At 58.6% G+C, this 17,171-nt stretch carries 21 protein-coding genes and 1 other RNA gene; 15 read left to right on the top strand and 7 right to left on the bottom strand.

Annotated elements, in window-relative coordinates; translation table 11 throughout:
* Nucleotides 1–39: 39 nt before the first annotated feature.
* The 6 genes from ACR0NA_RS07120 to rnpB all read left to right on the top strand — a co-directional run bounded on the left by ACR0NA_RS07120 (nt 40) and on the right by rnpB (nt 4,486).
* Complete coding sequence (locus tag ACR0NA_RS07120; protein ID WP_480727424.1) at nt 40–702, top strand: ceramidase domain-containing protein; 663 nt, start codon at nt 40–42, stop codon at nt 700–702.
* 29 nt (nt 703–731) lie between these two features.
* Entirely contained in the window at nt 732–1,019 is a 288-nt protein-coding gene (gene gatC / locus ACR0NA_RS07115; RefSeq protein WP_170325838.1) for an Asp-tRNA(Asn)/Glu-tRNA(Gln) amidotransferase subunit GatC, read from the top strand.
* Between the two features lie 3 nt (nt 1,020–1,022).
* Nucleotides 1,023–2,510 carry an Asp-tRNA(Asn)/Glu-tRNA(Gln) amidotransferase subunit GatA gene (gene gatA / locus ACR0NA_RS07110; protein WP_170650898.1) on the top strand — a complete coding sequence of 496 codons (1,488 nt, stop codon included), beginning with the start codon at nt 1,023–1,025 and terminating at the stop codon, nt 2,508–2,510.
* Nucleotides 2,511–2,551: 41 nt separating this feature from the next.
* Nucleotides 2,552–3,286 (top strand): hypothetical protein, encoded by a 735-nt coding sequence (locus tag ACR0NA_RS07105; protein ID WP_480727421.1) that lies wholly within the window; start codon nt 2,552–2,554, stop codon nt 3,284–3,286.
* A gap of 4 nt (nt 3,287–3,290) precedes the next feature.
* The gene (locus tag ACR0NA_RS07100; RefSeq protein ID WP_480727419.1) at nt 3,291–3,956 is read left to right on the top strand and encodes an N-acetylmuramoyl-L-alanine amidase; all 666 of its coding nucleotides are present in this window, start codon (nt 3,291–3,293) and stop codon (nt 3,954–3,956) included.
* A gap of 126 nt (nt 3,957–4,082) precedes the next feature.
* An RNA gene (rnpB, locus tag ACR0NA_RS07095) (RNase P RNA component class A) lies at nt 4,083–4,486 on the top strand.
* 5 nt (nt 4,487–4,491) lie between these two features.
* Here the strand turns inward: rnpB and ACR0NA_RS07090 are convergent.
* Both ACR0NA_RS07090 and ACR0NA_RS07085 read right to left on the bottom strand, forming a co-directional pair.
* Nucleotides 4,492–4,824, bottom strand: a complete 333-nt coding sequence (locus ACR0NA_RS07090; protein WP_170650895.1) for a GYD domain-containing protein — start codon at nt 4,822–4,824, stop codon at nt 4,492–4,494.
* A 69-nt stretch (nt 4,825–4,893) separates the two neighbouring features.
* Nucleotides 4,894–5,037, bottom strand: coding sequence for a hypothetical protein (locus tag ACR0NA_RS07085; protein ID WP_480727416.1), 144 nt, complete (start codon nt 5,035–5,037; stop codon nt 4,894–4,896).
* Between the two features lie 292 nt (nt 5,038–5,329).
* Between ACR0NA_RS07085 and rpmG the strand changes: the two genes are divergently transcribed.
* Both rpmG and ACR0NA_RS07075 read left to right on the top strand, forming a co-directional pair.
* Nucleotides 5,330–5,497 (top strand): 50S ribosomal protein L33, encoded by a 168-nt coding sequence (rpmG, locus tag ACR0NA_RS07080; protein ID WP_007799108.1) that lies wholly within the window; start codon nt 5,330–5,332, stop codon nt 5,495–5,497.
* Between the two features lie 219 nt (nt 5,498–5,716).
* A complete protein-coding gene (locus ACR0NA_RS07075) occupies nt 5,717–6,229 on the top strand; it encodes a hypothetical protein (protein ID WP_480727415.1) in 513 nt (170 codons plus the stop codon).
* Nucleotides 6,230–6,434: 205 nt separating this feature from the next.
* Here ACR0NA_RS07075 and ACR0NA_RS07070 read toward each other — a convergent pair whose 3' ends face one another.
* Both ACR0NA_RS07070 and ACR0NA_RS07065 read right to left on the bottom strand, forming a co-directional pair.
* Complete coding sequence (locus ACR0NA_RS07070; protein ID WP_170650892.1) at nt 6,435–7,211, bottom strand: Bax inhibitor-1/YccA family protein; 777 nt, start codon at nt 7,209–7,211, stop codon at nt 6,435–6,437.
* A gap of 180 nt (nt 7,212–7,391) precedes the next feature.
* Nucleotides 7,392–7,601, bottom strand: a complete 210-nt coding sequence (locus ACR0NA_RS07065) for a DUF1127 domain-containing protein (RefSeq protein WP_480727413.1) — start codon at nt 7,599–7,601, stop codon at nt 7,392–7,394.
* A gap of 125 nt (nt 7,602–7,726) precedes the next feature.
* On the opposite strand from ACR0NA_RS07065, the gene ACR0NA_RS07060 reads away from it, so the two are divergent.
* Entirely contained in the window at nt 7,727–8,608 is an 882-nt protein-coding gene (locus tag ACR0NA_RS07060; protein WP_480727411.1) for a LysR family transcriptional regulator, read from the top strand.
* Nucleotides 8,609–8,611: 3 nt separating this feature from the next.
* On the opposite strand, the gene ACR0NA_RS07055 is transcribed toward ACR0NA_RS07060, so the two are convergent.
* Nucleotides 8,612–9,568: an NADPH:quinone oxidoreductase family protein gene (locus ACR0NA_RS07055; RefSeq protein WP_480727409.1), complete on the bottom strand. Its 957-nt coding sequence runs from the start codon at nt 9,566–9,568 to the stop codon at nt 8,612–8,614.
* A gap of 340 nt (nt 9,569–9,908) precedes the next feature.
* Between ACR0NA_RS07055 and ACR0NA_RS07050 the strand changes: the two genes are divergently transcribed.
* From ACR0NA_RS07050 to ACR0NA_RS07040, 3 genes are all read left to right on the top strand, one after another.
* The gene (locus ACR0NA_RS07050) at nt 9,909–10,280 is read left to right on the top strand and encodes a helix-turn-helix domain-containing protein (protein WP_170650888.1); all 372 of its coding nucleotides are present in this window, start codon (nt 9,909–9,911) and stop codon (nt 10,278–10,280) included.
* A 45-nt stretch (nt 10,281–10,325) separates the two neighbouring features.
* Complete coding sequence (gene hisN, locus ACR0NA_RS07045) at nt 10,326–11,117, top strand: histidinol-phosphatase (RefSeq protein WP_480727406.1); 792 nt, start codon at nt 10,326–10,328, stop codon at nt 11,115–11,117.
* Nucleotides 11,118–11,233: 116 nt separating this feature from the next.
* Nucleotides 11,234–12,577 carry an 8-oxoguanine deaminase gene (locus tag ACR0NA_RS07040; protein WP_480727404.1) on the top strand — a complete coding sequence of 448 codons (1,344 nt, stop codon included), beginning with the start codon at nt 11,234–11,236 and terminating at the stop codon, nt 12,575–12,577.
* A gap of 21 nt (nt 12,578–12,598) precedes the next feature.
* Here ACR0NA_RS07040 and guaD read toward each other — a convergent pair whose 3' ends face one another.
* Complete coding sequence (gene guaD, locus ACR0NA_RS07035) at nt 12,599–13,882, bottom strand: guanine deaminase (protein WP_480727402.1); 1,284 nt, start codon at nt 13,880–13,882, stop codon at nt 12,599–12,601.
* A 139-nt stretch (nt 13,883–14,021) separates the two neighbouring features.
* Here guaD and mgtE point away from each other — a divergent pair, with 139 nt between their 5' ends.
* On the top strand, nt 14,022–15,416 hold the full coding sequence (mgtE, locus tag ACR0NA_RS07030) for a magnesium transporter (protein WP_480727400.1): 1,395 nt from the start codon (nt 14,022–14,024) through the stop codon (nt 15,414–15,416).
* Entirely contained in the window at nt 15,413–15,979 is a 567-nt protein-coding gene (locus tag ACR0NA_RS07025; RefSeq protein ID WP_480448757.1) for a 5-formyltetrahydrofolate cyclo-ligase, read from the top strand. The genes mgtE and ACR0NA_RS07025 overlap by 4 nt, the downstream gene beginning before the upstream one ends.
* A 3-nt stretch (nt 15,980–15,982) precedes the next feature.
* On the opposite strand, the gene ACR0NA_RS07020 is transcribed toward ACR0NA_RS07025, so the two are convergent.
* Nucleotides 15,983–16,207: a putative hemolysin gene (locus tag ACR0NA_RS07020; RefSeq protein ID WP_480727397.1), complete on the bottom strand. Its 225-nt coding sequence runs from the start codon at nt 16,205–16,207 to the stop codon at nt 15,983–15,985.
* 136 nt (nt 16,208–16,343) lie between these two features.
* On the opposite strand from ACR0NA_RS07020, the gene ACR0NA_RS07015 reads away from it, so the two are divergent.
* A complete protein-coding gene (locus ACR0NA_RS07015) occupies nt 16,344–17,156 on the top strand; it encodes a TIGR00282 family metallophosphoesterase (RefSeq protein WP_480727394.1) in 813 nt (270 codons plus the stop codon).
* Nucleotides 17,157–17,171: the final 15 nt, after the last annotated feature.

Here is a 17,171-nt window from a genome sequence, read left to right as displayed (position 1 = left end):
TCTGTTGGATGCAGCCTAGCATTCGTTATGTAAAAATCCATGGACTGGATGCAGGAAATCGATGGCTATTGCGAGCGCCTGAACTCCGGCTATTGGGCCGAGCCGGTGAACGCAGTTACAAATGCGGCGTTTCTGATCGCTGCCTTTGTCATGTGGCGACGGGTTCGGGGGCAAAACATACCTTTGGCCATGGCGCTGGTCGCAATTCTGGCAGTGATCGGGATCGGCAGCTACCTGTTTCACACCCACGCACAGGTCTGGGCCGCAGTGGCCGATACCACGCCGATATTGCTGTTCATATTGGTCTACATCTACGCGGTGAACCGGGATGTCTGGGAATTGGGGACATGGCAGGCGCTGGGCCTGACGGCGTTGTTTTTTCCTTACGCTGCGCTCACCGTGCCGATGTTTCAGCTGGTGCCGGGGCTGGGCGGGTCGGCAAGTTATGCCCCGGTACCTTTGCTGATCCTGATCTATGCCGTTTTGCTGCGAAACAGGGTGCCGGAAACGGCGCGCGGGCTTGCAATCGGGGCCGGAATCCTGATCGCCTCCATCACCTTTCGCGCGCTGGACGAACCGATTTGCGCCCATTGGCCAATGGGCACGCATTTCCTATGGCACATCCTGAATGCCATCATGCTTGGATGGATGATCGAGGTTTACCGCCGTCACAGACTTGCGACCCGCCCGACAGAGGGGTAAACGCCCCCTAACGCATATGAGGTTTTCCGATGTCGATTGACCAAAGCACCGCCGCCAAGGTGGCCAAACTGGCCCGGATCAAGGTCGAGGATGACGCGCTGCCGGCGCTGGCATCCGAGTTCAACACCATCCTTGGGTTCATTGAGCAACTGAACGAAGTGGATGTCGAAGGTGTCGAGCCGATGGTCTCGGTCGAGCCGATGCGCCTGAAACGTCGTGAGGATGTGGTCACCGACGGCAATCAGCAGGACAAGGTTCTGGCCAACGCCCCGGACGCGCGCGAAGGGTTCTTCGCTGTTCCCAAAGTTGTGGAGTAAGACATGAGCGATCTGAACAAACTGGGCCTGGCCGAGGCCCGCGACGCGCTGCGCAAAGGTGACGTGACCTCGGTCGAGCTGACCGAATCCTGCCTCAAGGCCATCGACGACGCCGATGCGCTGAATGCTTTTGTCCACAAGACACCCGAGATCGCACTGGAACGCGCCAAGGCTGCCGATGAGCGCATCAAGGGCGGCGACGCGCCGTCGATGTGCGGCCTGCCGATCGGCATCAAGGATCTGTTCTGCACCAAGGGTGTGCCCTCGCAGGCGGCCTCGAAGATCTTGGAAGGGTTCAAGCCCGAATACGAATCCACCGTGTCGCAGCAACTGGCCGATGCGGGTGCCGTGATGCTGGGCAAGCTGAACATGGACGAATTCGCCATGGGGAGCAGCAACGAAACATCTGTTTACGGAAACGCGGTCAGCCCGTGGCGGCGCGGCAATGACGACGCTCAGCTGACGCCGGGTGGCTCGTCAGGTGGTTCGGCCGCTGCTGTGTCAGCCGATCTGTGCCTTGCTGCGACTGGCACGGATACAGGCGGATCGATCCGTCAGCCTGCAGCGTTCACCGGCATCACAGGCATCAAGCCGACCTATGGCCGTTGTTCACGCTGGGGTATCGTCGCCTTCGCATCCTCTCTGGATCAGGCCGGTCCGATGACCAAGAACGTACGCGACGCAGCCATCATGCTCGAGGCGATGTGCGGACATGATCCCAAGGATTCGACCAGCACGGAACTTGCGGTGCCGAATTTCGAAGCGATGCTGACCGGCGACATCAAGGGCAAGAAAATCGGTATCCCCAAGGAATACCGCATGGACGGAATGCCCGCCGAGATCGAAAAGCTGTGGTCCGAAGGGGCCGAGATGCTGAAAGCCGCCGGTGCCGAGATTGTCGATATCTCGCTGCCGCACACCAAATACGCGCTGCCAGCTTATTATGTAATCGCTCCGGCCGAGGCGTCCTCGAACCTCGCCCGCTACGACGGTGTGCGTTATGGCCGCCGCGCGCAGCTGGCGCAGGGCGACGGCATCACCGAGATGTACGAAAAGACCCGCGCCGAAGGTTTCGGCCATGAAGTGCAGCGCCGTGTCATGGTCGGCACATATGTTCTGTCGGCCGGCTTCTACGATGCCTACTACAACCGCGCACGCCGCGTCCGGACCCTGATCAAAAAGGACTTCGAAGACGTGTTCGCCGCCGGTGTCGATGCAATCCTGACCCCGGCAACTCCGTCTGCTGCGTTTGGTCTGGGCGAAATGACCGAGGCCGACCCGGTACAGATGTATCTGAACGACGTCTTTACCGTGACCGTGAACCTTGCCGGTTTGCCGGGCATTTCGGTACCTGCCGGGCTGGACAAGCAGGGGCTGCCGCTGGGTCTGCAACTGATCGGTCGGCCATGGGACGAAGGCGATCTGCTCAATACCGCCTACGCACTGGAAAGTGCAGCCGGGTTTGTGGCCAAGCCGGGCAAATGGTGGTAAGCCTTCGGGCAGGCAAGAACAACATGCGGGGAGCAGCCATTATGCGCGCAGTGCTTCTGATTCCAGCCGTAGCTTTTGTGGCGGCGTGCGAAACCGTGACGCCTGTTTCGGGTGTTGGTTTCAACACGCCGGAATATCAGGCGCAACGCGAGGCCGAACTGGCCGGGCAGGGCGTTGGCGGCAACCCGCTGGTTCCACCCGCGGCGATTTCCGAAGAGCCGCTGTCACCTTCAGGCTTCGATTCAACGCTCCCGACCGGAGATCAGAGCAACGCTGACGATATCGCCAGCCAAACCGCGGCGGCGCTGGCCAGCACGTCGCCACAGGGCTCGTCAATACAGAGCACATCGTCGGCATCGACCCCAACCCCGGTGATCAACAGTTCGGGTATTTCGGACGAGCAGGACTTTGAGGCTGTGTCCGGTCGACGCAGCATCGAATCCGACGCGGCGCGGCTAGAACAGAACAGCCAGACCTACGAGGTTGTGACGCCCACTGCCATTCCCGAGCGTAGCGCAAGCGGCGGGACGAATATCGTTCAATATGCCCTCAGCACCTCGAACCCGGTGGGGACGCAATTGTACAGCCGCGCAGGCTTTAACCTGCAGGCAAAGGCACAGCGCAATTGCGCACGCTATCCATCCCCGGATCAGGCCCAGATGGAATTTCTGGAAAATGGCGGCCCTCAGCGGGACCGCAAGGGATTGGACCCCGATGGTGACGGGTATGCCTGCAGTTGGGATCCAAGCCCCTTCCGGCGCGCTGTCAGCAACTGAGATCATGCAGCCTGATTGGCGGCCTTCTCCTAACTTCGGCACACGTCGGGATGGGTTGGCGCCATCGCTGATCGTTCTTCACTACACGGCGATGGACAGCGCGCAATCAGCGCTGGACCGTTTGTGCGATCCTGCAGCGGAAGTATCCGCGCATTATCTGATTGGTTGCGATGGTCACCTTTGGCAAATGGTGGATGAGGCGGACCGCGCCTGGCATGCGGGGGCCGGAAGCTGGCATGGGAGAAACGACATCAACTCGCGCTCGATCGGTATTGAGCTGGACAATCGCGGTACCCATCCATTTGCCGAGCCTCAGATGGCAGTGCTGGAATGGCTGCTGCCACAAATCATGAAACGCTGGAGCATTCCACCCGAAGGGGTTATCGGCCATTCCGACATGGCACCTGGGCGCAAGTTCGACCCCGGTCCGCGCTTCGACTGGGCGCGGCTGGCACGGCGGGGGTTGGCAGCTCAGAGTGGTCAGAATGCCGGGCCGACTGATCCGAATCCCGAACTTTTCCGGAAGGTCGCGGGCAGGGCAGGGTATTCAACTACGGCAGATGACGACACATTGCTTCGCGCCGTCCGCCTCCGCTTTCGCCCTTGGGCAACCGGCCCACTTACCCCTGAGGACTTCACTCCTCTGCGCTCGGACGCCCTGCCGACCTGACCGCTCCCTCGTTTTCCTCTTGCTCTAAATATCCCGGGGTGAATTGGCCGCAGGCCAAGAGGGGCTGTGCTCCTTGCTGCGTCCCGGCTTGACGCCGCGCTGCCCGCCGCATAACTGCACACTTGCGCGGAGGGCCGGATGACCGCTGGGGCGCAAGCCCGAGAGGAAAGTCCGGACTCCACAAGGCAATGGTGCCGGGTAACGCCCGGGCGGGGTAACCCGACGGAAAGCGCCACAGAAAACAGACCGCTCCGGATCTGATCCGGAGTAAGGGTGAAACGGTGGGGTAAGAGCCCACCGCGCCGCTGGCAACAGTGGCGGCACGGCAAGCCCCACCGGGAGCAATGCCGAATAGGGTCCCCGCGCGGGGCTGGTCCGGGGCGCAAGCCCTGGAAACCGCCGCTAGGCACGCCTTGGCCGAGAGGGACCGGGTTGGCAGCTCGAGCCGTGCAGCAATGCACGGCCTAGAGGAATGGTCATCGAAGGGGGGAACCCCGGAACAAGATCCGGCTTACAGGCCCTCCGCGCGTATTTCTCAACCTCCTGGCGGAGTGTAGGCACCCGTCAGTTCGGCGGCCTTTTTCGTGATCGCAACGAAATCGTCAGCTGTCCACGCGCGGACGGTTTCCACTTTGTCAACCGCACCCGAGGCCCCAACGGCCATGCCAATTGCAACTGCGTCTGTGCCATCGGGGGCTTCGCTGATGACAACCACATCGTTTGACCCGGTTGTCATGTAGAATGCCAGAAGTTTCCCGCCAACCTTGTCCAGCAGTGCCTGAACCGGCCCTGTACGATTCTCGGGTTTTTTCAGCATCCCGCGAATACCGGTTTGCGAATAAGAAGCGTAAGTAATGAAAATCGGCATTTCTATCTCCCAATTTCAGATTGATGCGGGGCCACGAAACTGACCGGCCCCAAGGCCTTGCGGGTTCTGTCAGTTGGAAAAGAGGATTGGGTTGGTGATCAGCCAGACAAGGGCGGCTATTAGCGCGGCACCCGCCAACAGGGCAAACCCCGCCGGTGGTGCGACCAACGTAACTGATGGTCGGTTCTTCACCCTTTCATCCTGATCTGTCATGAAAGCCCCCAATCAAGTCACATGAAACAACCCTGCTGCCAGAGTTTCCTGCCATGTTGTGGTGCCTCGATCGTCGAGCCCGAATTCAGCTTCTTGGGATGCGATCTGCCGGTACCGTATCACGAATCCGTGATCAAACAAAATGCGCCCATCGGGCGTGGGCGGGCAGACGGCGGAAATTGTGCAGATCCCGGGCCGATTCCGGTTGACTCGTACGGCAGTACGGGTAAAAGCGCACGCTCATAAGGATTCAACCGAAAGGCCCCTGCCTTTCCGGACGCAGGAGATAACCATGGCGAAGCCGACGACAATCAAGATCCGTCTGAACTCGACCGCGGGCACGGGCCACTTCTACGTGACCAAGAAAAACGCTCGCACCATGACCGAGAAAATGACCGTTCGTAAATACGACCCGGTCGTGCGCAAGCATGTCGAATACAAAGAAGGCAAGATCAAGTAATCTGTCTTCTGACTGAAAGTTGCACGAAAGGGCTCTGTCAAGGCAGAGCCCTTTTTTGTCGTTCATGTGCTGCCGGTTAAGGCGAGCCACATTGACAGGCGGTTCGGTGCGCCGTTGCAGCCGCGCATCAGGATTTCGGCTAATCGACATTGCTATGGCTTGCAAACAAGCTGCGCATACCATTACGCTTCAGCAACCCGCCACAATATGTTGACCGTCATGAAAAAAATCTTGTTGCCCGCAATCGCTTTCCTGACCCTCGCGGCCTGTGAAGATCCATGGAACCGGGAAGGTGTCGGATTTACCGGAATCGATGGGGAGCCCAGAACAACTGCTGACGTGCCGGGCACAGTGGCGTTTCAGCCACCGCTGACGAATGTACCGGCCGAGTTGGCGGCACTTCCGCCAGTCCGGGTGGCGTCTGAAGATACGTCTCTTGAAAAGATGGCCGGCGTGGCGATCGAAAACGGGGGGCGGACGACGAACAACGCCGTTGTCGTCGAGGGTGCTGAACGCAATCTGATGCTGAGCACCGTCAAAGTGAACAATACGCTGTTTGCTGTACTTCGCGAGCCTTCGAACAGTTCCGCGCGAATGGACAACTCTGTGGGGGCGTCCTTTGTCAGCCGGATTGAACGTCTTACGGGCTGCCTGGCAGCCGGTGGTACGGCCTACGGAAAAGGGTCGCGCAGGTCCAGCACAGGCTTTGCGGTCCCGCTGAACTGTAGCTGACGCCGTTCAATTGATTTCCAGATGCGAAGGACCCCTGGCAATTGCGGGGGTCTTTTTCGTCTCGCGGACTGATTCTGGTTTTGTTTGGATCGCGACAGAGCATCCTCAACCGCTTTGAGGATAGCGATGTTCATGCGTCCATAGGCCAAATGAAAAAGGCGGGCCAAAGATGACCCGCCTTTTCGTTTTCCGTATCAGGTTCGCGTTATTCGCGATTGCCCAGCAGTTGCAGCAGGAACATGAACATGTTGATGAAATCCAGATAGAGGCTCAACGCGCCCATGATTGCAGCTTTACCCAGCCACTCCTGATCACCCGAGTGGGCCATCTGAAGGTAGGTGTTTTTGATGTTCTGCGTGTCGTATGCCGTCAGACCAGCGAAGATCAGAACGCCGATGACCGAGATTGCGAAGGCAACCGCCGACGAGGCCAGAAAGATGTTCACAACCATCGCCACGATCAGGCCGATCACGCCCATGATCAGGAATGTGCCCATGCCGGACAGGTCTTTCTTGGTCGTGTAGCCATACAGCGACAGACCTGCGAAAGCGATCGAAGTAATCAGGAACACCTGAATGATGGACTGGCCGGTGAAGGCGATGAAAATCCAGCTGATCGACAGGCCCATGACTGCTGCGAAGCTGTAGAAAACCAACTGCGCGGCGGCTGCGGACATGCGGTTGATCGCGGCGCTAAAGCCGAAGACAAACGCCAGCGGTGCGAACATGATGACCCATTTCAACGGCGAGACATAGATCGCATGACCCGTTGCCGTCAGATAGGTGTTCGCGTTCAGCTGTGCCACAGCGGCATTCGGGTCAGTCGTGATCGACAGCCCTGAAATTGCCCAAGCGGCAAGGAACGTGATCAACATGCCCACGGACATAGTGCCGTAGACTTTGTTCATATGGGCGCGCAGGCCCTCGTCAATCTCGGCGGCGCGCGCACCAGTCGCCGTCCGGATCGTATCGAATTGTGCCATAAGGGTCTCCCTTGATGTATTCTGTCGTGTTCCCGCGAAAACGGGAAAAGCTCTCAGCAAATATCGGAGAGAGTCGCGTATGTTTCAAGGGTTTTACGTCTAAAACACGGTATTTCACTCAACAAAAACAGCGGCTCGCTGTAACGAGCCGCTGATTGGCATTTCGGAACGGAAAATCGGTTACTTACGCCATGTATCGGGGGCATCCCAGAAGGGGCGAGCGGCCTCGGTTTCGGCCTCGGACCGTGAGATTCCGATATCATTCAGGGCGTGGCAATCCAGTTTTGCAAGAGACTGCCGCTGACGGATCAGATCAAAGGCGCGCTTCACCAGGTTTGGTCTCGATGCCCGGGCCGGGCAGTGCGAATTCGAAATTGCGGCGTGTGACATGGGATCGTCCTTTCTGTTTCCTTGATGAATTTCGTCAATTGGATCATGTTCCTTGATTTATATGGACGATCATGACACATTATGAAAATGAATGTTTATGAACTATCCCATAAGGAATCGTGAAGTTGAGAAATCTGGACATAACCATTTTGCGATCGTTTGTGGCCGTGGCGGATCATGGCGGTGTGACGCGGGCCGCAGGGTTCCTGCACCTCACGCAGTCTGCCGTTTCAATGCAGCTCAAGCGTCTGGAAGAACTGTTGGGTCTTGAGTTGTTGGATCGCAGCGGCCGAACCATTGCGCTGACCGCGTCGGGCGAACAGTTGCTGGCCTATGCCCGGCGGATGGTTGCCCTGAACGACGAAGTGATCGGTCGCCTGACGGATCAGGCCTTTGAGGGCGAAGTTGTTCTGGGCGTGCCGCACGACATCGTTTACCCGGCAATCCCCAGGGTTCTGCAGCGGTTCAACGCCGATTTTCCGCGCGTAAAGGTTCAACTGGTGTCTTCGTACACTGTGCAACTCAAGGAAATGTTCCGGCGCGGGGAATGCGACCTGATCCTGACGACCGAAGCTACCATGGGTGAAGGAGCCGAGATCGTTGCGGAACTTCCCTTGCGCTGGATCGGTGCGCAGGGCGGATCAGCCTGGCGAAAGCGACCTTTACGGCTGGCCTTGGGACGTCGTTGCATGTTCCGCCCGCAGGTGATCGGCGCACTGGATGCGGCGGGTGTCCCGTGGGAACTGGCGGTTGAGACCGAAAATGACCGGACGATCGAGGCAACGGTAAGTGCCGATCTGGCAGTTCATGCCATGCTGGACGGAACCGAGGCAGCGCATCTGGAGCAGATCGAATCGAATGGAGCTTTGCCAGACCTGCCCGCGCATCTGATCAATCTGTACGGTGGTGAGGCAGGGCGGGGCGCAATAGTCGAAGCGTTGGCCGCTCTGGTCCGCCAGAACTTCAGCATGCTGGGCGGAACGCAACTCAGGGCAGTCGTGGGTTAAGCGTCAGGGCGTAATCACTATTTTGCCCGTCGACTTGCGTTCTTTGAGCAATCTCATGCCCTCGGCCACGTCCTCCAGAGGCAGGACGTGGCTGATATGCGGTTTGATGCGCCCTTCGGAATGCCAGCGGAACAGGGTCTCGAAGCTGTTGCGCACGACCTCTGGCCGGAACTTCAGATATCCGCCGATGTAAAATCCGATCACAGTCAGGTTCTTTACCAGAAGATGGTTTGCGGGAATCTGTGGAACATCTCCACCCGCAAAGCCAATGGGCAGCAGTCGCCCCTCGGGGTTGGTTGCGCGAAAGGCGGCCTTGAATACGTCTCCGCCGATGGCGTCATAGACAACGTCGGCACCGCCCAGTGACTTTACGCGTTCCCGCAAGTCCTCATCTGCGTCAATCAGATGATCCGCACCTGCTTTTTGGGCCACGGCCAGCTTGTCTTTGCCCCGGGCCTGCGCGATGACGGTAGCCCCCATAAGCTTGCCGATCTCGACAGCGGTCAAACCGACGCCACCGGCTGCCCCGGTGACAAGAAGAGTTTCCCCCGGCTGAAGGCGGGCGCGGTGTTCCAGTGCAATGTGACTGGTGCCGTAAGCGATCTGAATGGCGGCGGCGTCCTCGAAGCTCATCGTGTCCGGAAGGGGCAACGCGCGGTTTGCGTCGAATATGCCGAAATCCGCCAATCCGCCTTGCCCCGAGTACACGGCGATTCGGTCTCCGGCCTTCAGGTGGGAAACGTTTGTCCCCACCTTGTCGACAATCCCGGCGATTTCCATGCCCAGTGTAAATGGCGTGGAAGGTGTGTCCTGATATGTCCCCTTCTGCATCAGAAGGTCGGCAAAATTCAGACCGCAGGCCCGAATGGCGACCCGAACCTGACCGGCTCCGGGCTCGGGGACCTGTATTTGGGTTAAGTTTGCCGCTGATCCGGCAGATTGGATTCGATAGCTACGCATGGTTTTCCTGATACTATCGCCATACGCCGCAGGTTGAACGGGATTGTCAATCGCAATCCGGAAAATGATGAATTTCCAGAGCCGGCTGGTTAAGTGCATGTTTCCAATTCGAAAACAGTGAAGTGCGAATTAACCGGAGCACAACCACAAATCTGTGTTGTCCGTTTCAAACTCAACCTTCTTGAATTATTTCGCGAAAACAGCAATATTTGCACTCAGTGCGGTTCGGGGTGCATAATCGGAATTAGGGAGTTCTTAATTGGCCACTCGCCAGTATGGCGAAACATGGCTGTTGGTACGATTACCCGAACGGTTGTTAGTGAAACAGAGGAGAGAACCCATGACCCATCCCGTCGATGTCCATGTGGGCAAGCGCGTCAGGCACCGCCGCTGGCTGATTGGAATGACTCAGCAGCAGTTGGCAGAACAGGTTGGGATTAAGTTCCAGCAGATTCAGAAGTATGAAACTGGTGCCAACCGGGTCAGCGCATCCCGCCTGTGGGACATTGCCGAGGCTCTGGATGTTCCGGTCTCTTTCTTCTTTGAAGGTCTGGATGAGACGCAAAAGGACGGCGCAGACAAAAAGTCGGTTCCTGCAGATCTGATGGGTGACAAGGAAGCTCTGGATCTTGTGCGTTCGTACTATGCGATTCCGGAAAACCAACGCCGCCGCCTGTTTGAACTGGCGCGTGTGCTGAGTGACGTAGCATAACTTCACTGACTTGACTTCATTGGCGCTGACACGCAGGGGTAGGGCATGGAACTGACCCCAAGCAGCGATCTTGAAGTCGCCGAAATGATGGCGGACGCCGCACGAGCGGCGATCCTGCCGTATTTCAGGCAAGCCAATCTTGATACCCAGAACAAGCTGGAGGCCGGATTTGATCCGGTCACGGTCGCGGATCGCGAGGCCGAGAAGGCGATGCGTGCAGTACTGGCGGCGCATCGGCCGGATGACGGTATCTGGGGAGAGGAATTCGGAAAATCTCCGGGAACGACCGGGCTTACATGGGTGCTCGACCCGATTGACGGAACCCGCGCATTCATCAGCGGAACGCCGACCTGGGGTGTGTTGATCGCCGTGGGGGATCAGGATGGGCCCACGACAGGGATCATTGATCAACCTTACATCGGTGAACGTTTTGTCGGCTCGCCCGGCGTTGCCTTTTCGACCGGGCCGCAGGGACAGTCGAAACTTGGTACGCGAAGTACGGCATCACTGGATCAGGCGTTTTTGTTCACAACCTTCCCCGAGGTCGGAACGACTAAAGAAGCGACCGCATTTCGCGCGGTTGCGGATCAGGTAAAGCTGACCCGTTACGGGATGGACTGTTATGCCTACGCTTTGCTGGCCGCCGGTCAGATCGATCTGGTGATCGAGGCGGGATTGAACGCCTATGACATTCAGGCACCCATCGCTGTAATCCACGCAGCCGGAGGTATCGTTACCGATTGGCAAGGTAATCCCGCGCACGAAGGCGGTCAGGTTCTTGCCGCAGCAAATGCGGAGATTCACGCGGCAGCTTTGAACATTCTGCAGCAATACTGATATTTGTTGCCCGAACCGGCGCCAGCGGATAAAAACGTCAACAGCCGGTTCTTGGGTCCGTTTTCCACCGGCCTTCACACTCTTCGTATGAGACGGACGACAAAAGGAGTGTGGGGATGAACGAAATCCTGATCAAAAACGCTAAAACCATCCTGACGATGGATGACGACAGGCAAGAGCTTGCGGATGCAGACCTGCTGGTCCGAAACGGTCAGATAGCTGCTGTTGGCCAAAACCTGACAACGGCGGGTGAAATACACGACGCTTCGGGCTGTGTGGTGACACCTGGCCTGGTGAACACACACCACCACCTCTACCAGACGCTGACGCGTGCGGTGCCCGGGGGGCAGGACGCCCTGTTGTTCGGCTGGCTCAAAACGCTTTATCCGATTTGGGCGAATTTCGGGCCCGAGGAAATCCATGTGTCGGCCCAGATCGGTTTGGCCGAGCTGGCCCTGTCGGGATGCACGCTGAGTTCGGATCACCTGTACCTGTACCCGAATGGATCGCGTCTGGAGGATACGATTGTTGCGGCTGCCGAACTGGGTATCCGGTTCCACCCGACGCGCGGTGCCATGAGCATCGGCGAAAGCGATGGCGGCTTGCCGCCTGACAGTCTGGTCGAGGACGAGAAGGCCATTCTTGAGGACATGATCCGGGTCGTGGACGGTTTTCATGACCCCTCTGAAGGGTCCATGTGCCGCGTTGGTCTTGCACCATGCTCGCCGTTTTCGGTCAGCCGGGATCTGATGCGGGACACGGCCCTGCTGGCGCGGGACAAGGCGGTGATGCTGCATACTCATCTTGCTGAAAACGATGAGGATATCGCCTATTCACAAGCCCAGTTCGGTTGCCGCCCCGGGCAATATGCCGAGGATCTGGGTTGGACCGGTTCGGATGTCTGGCATGCGCATTGCGTGAAGCTGAACGGGGAAGAGATCGATTTGTTTTCCAGAACCCGGACCGGCGTTGCGCATTGCCCCTGTTCGAATTGCAGGCTGGGATCGGGCATCGCGCCTGTACGGGCCATGCGGGATGCCGGTGTGAATGTTGGGTTGGGCGTGGACGGTTCGGCCAGCAACGACAGCGGCAATCTGGTGGCCGAGGCACGGCAGGCCATGCTGTTGCAACGTGTGTCAAAAGGGGCTGACGCGATGTCTGCGCGGGAAGCGCTGGAAATCGCGACAAGAGGCGGAGCGGACGTCCTGAACCGCCCCGATTGCGGGCGGCTTGCGGTTGGCAAGCGCGCGGATATCGCGATTTGGGATGTCAGCGGAGTGGAAAGCGCCGGAAGCTGGGACCCGGCAGCCCTTTTGCTGGCCGGGCCCGTACGCGTAAAACACTTGTTCGTGGAAGGGCGCCAGATTGTCCGTGACGGCCATGTTGCAACCATCGATCTGCCGGTCGTGATCGAGCGGCAAAACCGGTTGGCCACCGCCCTAATTGGGAAACAGCACTGAAGAAGGGAAGGGCGGGGGTGATTACACCCGACGCCCTCCAATCCAGACCTCGGTGATTGCCCGGTCGTCCCCCATCATAATGGTGGGGAAAACGGCCTCCCATATGGTTTCGGCGCTTTTCACGCGCTGGGAGATGGCCGGGGTTGAGGCGAGGTCAAGCACGACCAGATCGGCCTCCATTCCCGGTGCCACATTGCCGATGCGGTCCTCCATCCGCAACGTTCGGGCCGAACCGACGGTTCCCAGCCACAGCAACTGAGCCGCGTGCAGGGGAACGCCGCGAAGCTGACCAATTTCATAAGCCGCAGCCATCGTACGCAGCATGGAAAAACTGGACCCACCGCCGGTATCTGTTGCCAGCCCTACCCGGTGGCCGTCCTGCATCAGGCCGGCCATGTCGAACAGCCCCGATCCGATAAAGGTGTTTGACGTCGGACAGTGTATCAGTGCCGCGTCAACTTCCCGCAGGCGGTCCCGCTCACGCTGTTCCAAATGGATGGCGTGACCATACAGGCCTCGCCCGCCCAGCAGGCCAAACTTCTCATAGGTATCCAGATAATCCCGCGCATCGGGAAACAGCGATCTGACCCACTCGATTTCGTCGGTTTGTTCGCTCAGGTGGGTTTGCATCAGGCAGTCGGGATGTTCAGCCCACAAAGCGCCCATCGCCTCAAGCTGTTCGGGCGTGGATGTCGGGGAAAACCGGGGCGTGATCGCGTATGAGATGCGATCTGTTCCGTGCCAGCGCTGCAGCAGAGACTTGGATTGATCATAGGCAGATTGCGCCGTGTCCCGCAGCCCGTCTGGCGCGTTGCGGTCCATGCAGGTCTTGCCCGCGACAACCCGCTGCCCGCGCGCCTGAGCGGCGGTAAAGAAGGCATCCACACTCTCTGGATGGATGGTGCAGAAGCTGCACATCGTGGTGGTCCCGTGTGCGGTGGTCAGGTCGAGATACCGGTTGGCAATCTCGGAGGCGTATTCAGCCGCGCCAAACTTCATCTCTTCCGGGAAAGTGTAGGAATTCAACCAGTCGATCAGTCGCTTGCCCCAACTGGCGATCATGGCGGTCTGCGGATAATGCACATGCGGATCGATGAACCCGGCCAGAATGATCTTGTCACCATGATCGGTCACCGCCGCATCCGGGTAAGCGCGGCTCAGATCGTCGGCCGCACCAACAGCAGCAATGCGGTCGCCTTCGACCACGACGGCTTCGCTGATGGTCACGGCATCATCGGGTTCTTCGTTGAACGGGGTTCCGGTAAACGTCAGAACGCGCCCTTTCAAAAGCGTCTTTTGCGCCATTTACATCACTCTCCACATGTTTGGGACCGATCCACAGCATAAGGGGCGTAAAGATGTGGGTAAATTGGACCATTGTCATTGTTTTCCTGTAGCTGCTTCTTCTATTTAAGGTCCAATCGCCAGGATCAGGGGGCAGAGCATGACGACAGGCAACGAAAGCGCCGGAACCGATCAGCCCCGGGACGATGACGCCTATGCGCTGGATCCAAAGACCGTAACGGCGATCCTGTATGCGGTTGACGTTGACGATCGCGACAAACTTGTCGAGTTGATGGAGCCGCTGCATGCGGCGGACATTGCCGACCTTCTGGAACAGATCAACTCGTTTGACCGTACGCGCCTGATCCGGCTTTACGACAAGGAGTTCGCTGGGGAAATCCTGTCGGAGCTGGACGAATCCGTTCGGGAAGAGGTGATCAACGTCCTGCGGCCCGATGTTCTGGCCGAAGCCGTGCGGGAACTGGAAAGTGATGATGTTGTCGACCTCCTGGAAGACTTGGAGGAGCCGCAACAAGAGGCCATTCTGGATGCGCTGGAGGATTCCGAAAGGGTAGCGGCGGAACAGGCGCTGTCCTACCCGGAAAACTCGGCCGGGCGTCTGATGCAGCGCGAAGTGGTTATGGCGCCCGAGCATTGGACGGTTGGGCAAACCATTGATTTCATGCGCGCAAGCGATGATCTGCCGGATCAGTTCTATCACGTCATCCTTGTTGATCCCCGGCTGAAGCCCATTGCCCATGTCACACTTGGCAAGCTGATGGCGACGCCGCGCGATGTGCCGATGAGCGATATCGCAGAAGAAGAGTTTCACGTTATCCCGGTCGATCAGGACGAGGAGGATGTGGCCTATGCCTTCAATCAGTACCACCTGATCTCGGCCCCGGTGGTTGATGCGGATGGCCGACTGGTTGGTGTCATCACCATCGATGATGCGATGGCGGTTCTGGACGAGGAATACGAAGAGGACATGTTGCGCCTTGCGGGTGTCAGCGACGACAGCTCTATCTCCGACAGCGTAGCGGCGACCAGCAAGCGACGTCTGCCGTGGCTTGCGGTGAACCTGTGTACGGCGATCTGCGCCTCGCTGGTAATCTCGCAATTCGAGGCGGCGATTGATCAGTTGGTGGCACTGGCCATTCTGATGCCGATCGTGGCGTCGATGGGTGGCAACGCGGGGACCCAGTCGCTGACGGTGGCTGTGCGGGCACTGGCCACACGCGACCTGACGGCGGCAAACGTGGGGCGGGTCATTCGCCGCGAATTGCTGGTCGGTATGCTGAACGGCCTGTGTTTTGCCATCGTGCTGGGCACAGTTGGGATGATGTGGTTCGATTCTCCGTTGCTGGGTGTCGTGATCGGGTCTGCCCTGGTCGTGAACATGATCATCGCGGGCTTCGCAGGTACGGTAGTACCGGTCGTGCTGGACCGTCTGGGCGTTGACCCGGCGCTGGCATCGGGAACCTTCGTTACGACCACGACGGACGTGATGGGGTTTTTCATCTTCTTGGGGCTTGCCAGCGTGGTGTTACTGTGAGCGATACGACCGACCTGACGGAAATCAAAGCGGCGGCCCGCAAAGCCGCCTTTGCCCGCCGTAAAGCGGCGTTTGAAACAAGGATGCCGGGTGCGGCCGGACGCCTGTCCGAAATTCTTGCCGGGCATAGGGGGGTTCCGATGTCCGGCTACATGCCGATCCGCACGGAAATCGATCCTCTGCCAGCCATGGCCGAGGCGACAGCCTATGGTCCGGTTGGCGTTCCTGTCATTCAGGGGCAGGGACAGGCTTTGCGCTTTTCGCGTTGGACACCGGAAGGGGTGCTGAAGGACGGACCTTTTGGTGCGAAGGTGCCCGAGGTCGATGACTACTTCGATCCCGAGATCCTGATCGTGCCGCTGGTGGCGTTTGATGTACGTGGCGGTAGGCTGGGATATGGCGGTGGATTCTATGATCGGACGCTTGAAGGCCTGCGCGCCAAACGCCCGACACTTGCGATCGGTTTCGCGTTTGATGCGCAAGAGGCCGAAGACCTGCCGCTTGAGCCAACCGACCAACCCTTGGATATGGTCGTTACGGAAAGCCGGGTTCTGACCTTCTGATCCTTAGTTCTCGAAATGACTGCGCAGGTATTCCCAGGCATCCACTTCTTTGCCGTCAGGCAGGATGCAGACGCCGTACTCACTGCCGTCCGCGTTTTTTCGAATCTGATATTCGCCGTTGTTTTCGACGCAGAAGGTAGCGGCAGGATTGGCCATGGTTGTTGTCGTCTGGGCGGCAAGTCCAGTGGCGAGCAGCAGCATCGAGAGTGTCAGGGCAGTGCGCGTCATTGAAATTATCCTTGGTTGAGAATCGGTTACCCTATGAACTTGCCATCGCAAAATTCAAAATCAAGTATCGCGATTGGCCTGCAATTTGCATGGTTCTGCCTTGTTATCGCCGTGCGATACCCATAGGACCCGAGACATGAAGATTTTGTTTCTTGGGGACGTCATGGGGCGCGCGGGGCGCGCGGCCGTGCAGCAGCATCTGCCACGCCTGCGCGAGGAATGGCGTCTGGATTTCGTGGTCGTCAATGGTGAGAATGCCTCGAACGGCATGGGGTTGAGTGGCGATCACGCCAAACTGCTTCTGGAAGCGGGCGCGGATTGTCTGACGCTTGGGGATCACGCTTTCGATCAGAAAGACATGTTGCAGTTCATCGAAAGCGAGCCACGCATTGTGCGCCCGGTGAACTTCGCCAAGGGCGCGCCGGGGCGCGGATATCGCCTGTATAATGCGCCGGGTGGGCGGAAAATTCTCGTGGTTCAGGTTCTGGGTCAGGTCTTTATGAAGCGCCCGTTCGATGATCCGTTTTCTGCAATTGAACCCATACTCAAATCGCATCCGCGTGGTGGTCAGGCGCAAGCCGTCATCGTGGATATGCATTGCGAGGCGACCTCGGAAAAGATGGCGATGGGCCACTATTGCGACGGGCGCGCCAGCCTTGTGATTGGAACGCATACGCATGTGCCAACAGCAGATTCGCAAATTTTGCCGGGCGGAACCGCCTATCTGACCGATGCGGGTATGTGCGGCGATTACGATTCAGTGATCGGGATGGACAAAAAAGAACCGATGCGCCGGTTTATCACCGGCATGCCAAAGGCCCGCTTCACACCCGCAACCGGTGAGGCGACCCTGAGCGGTGTCTATGTCGAAACTGACGACAGAAGTGGTCAGGCGACGAAGGTGCGGATGGTTCGTGTCGGCGGGCGGCTCGAGCAAGCCGGGCCGTGAAAACACTAACTTTGG

This window comes from Ruegeria sp. C11, assembly GCF_056537725.1.
Note: the sequence above shows the minus strand (reverse complement) of the source record. Positions and strands in the feature narration are given on the sequence as shown.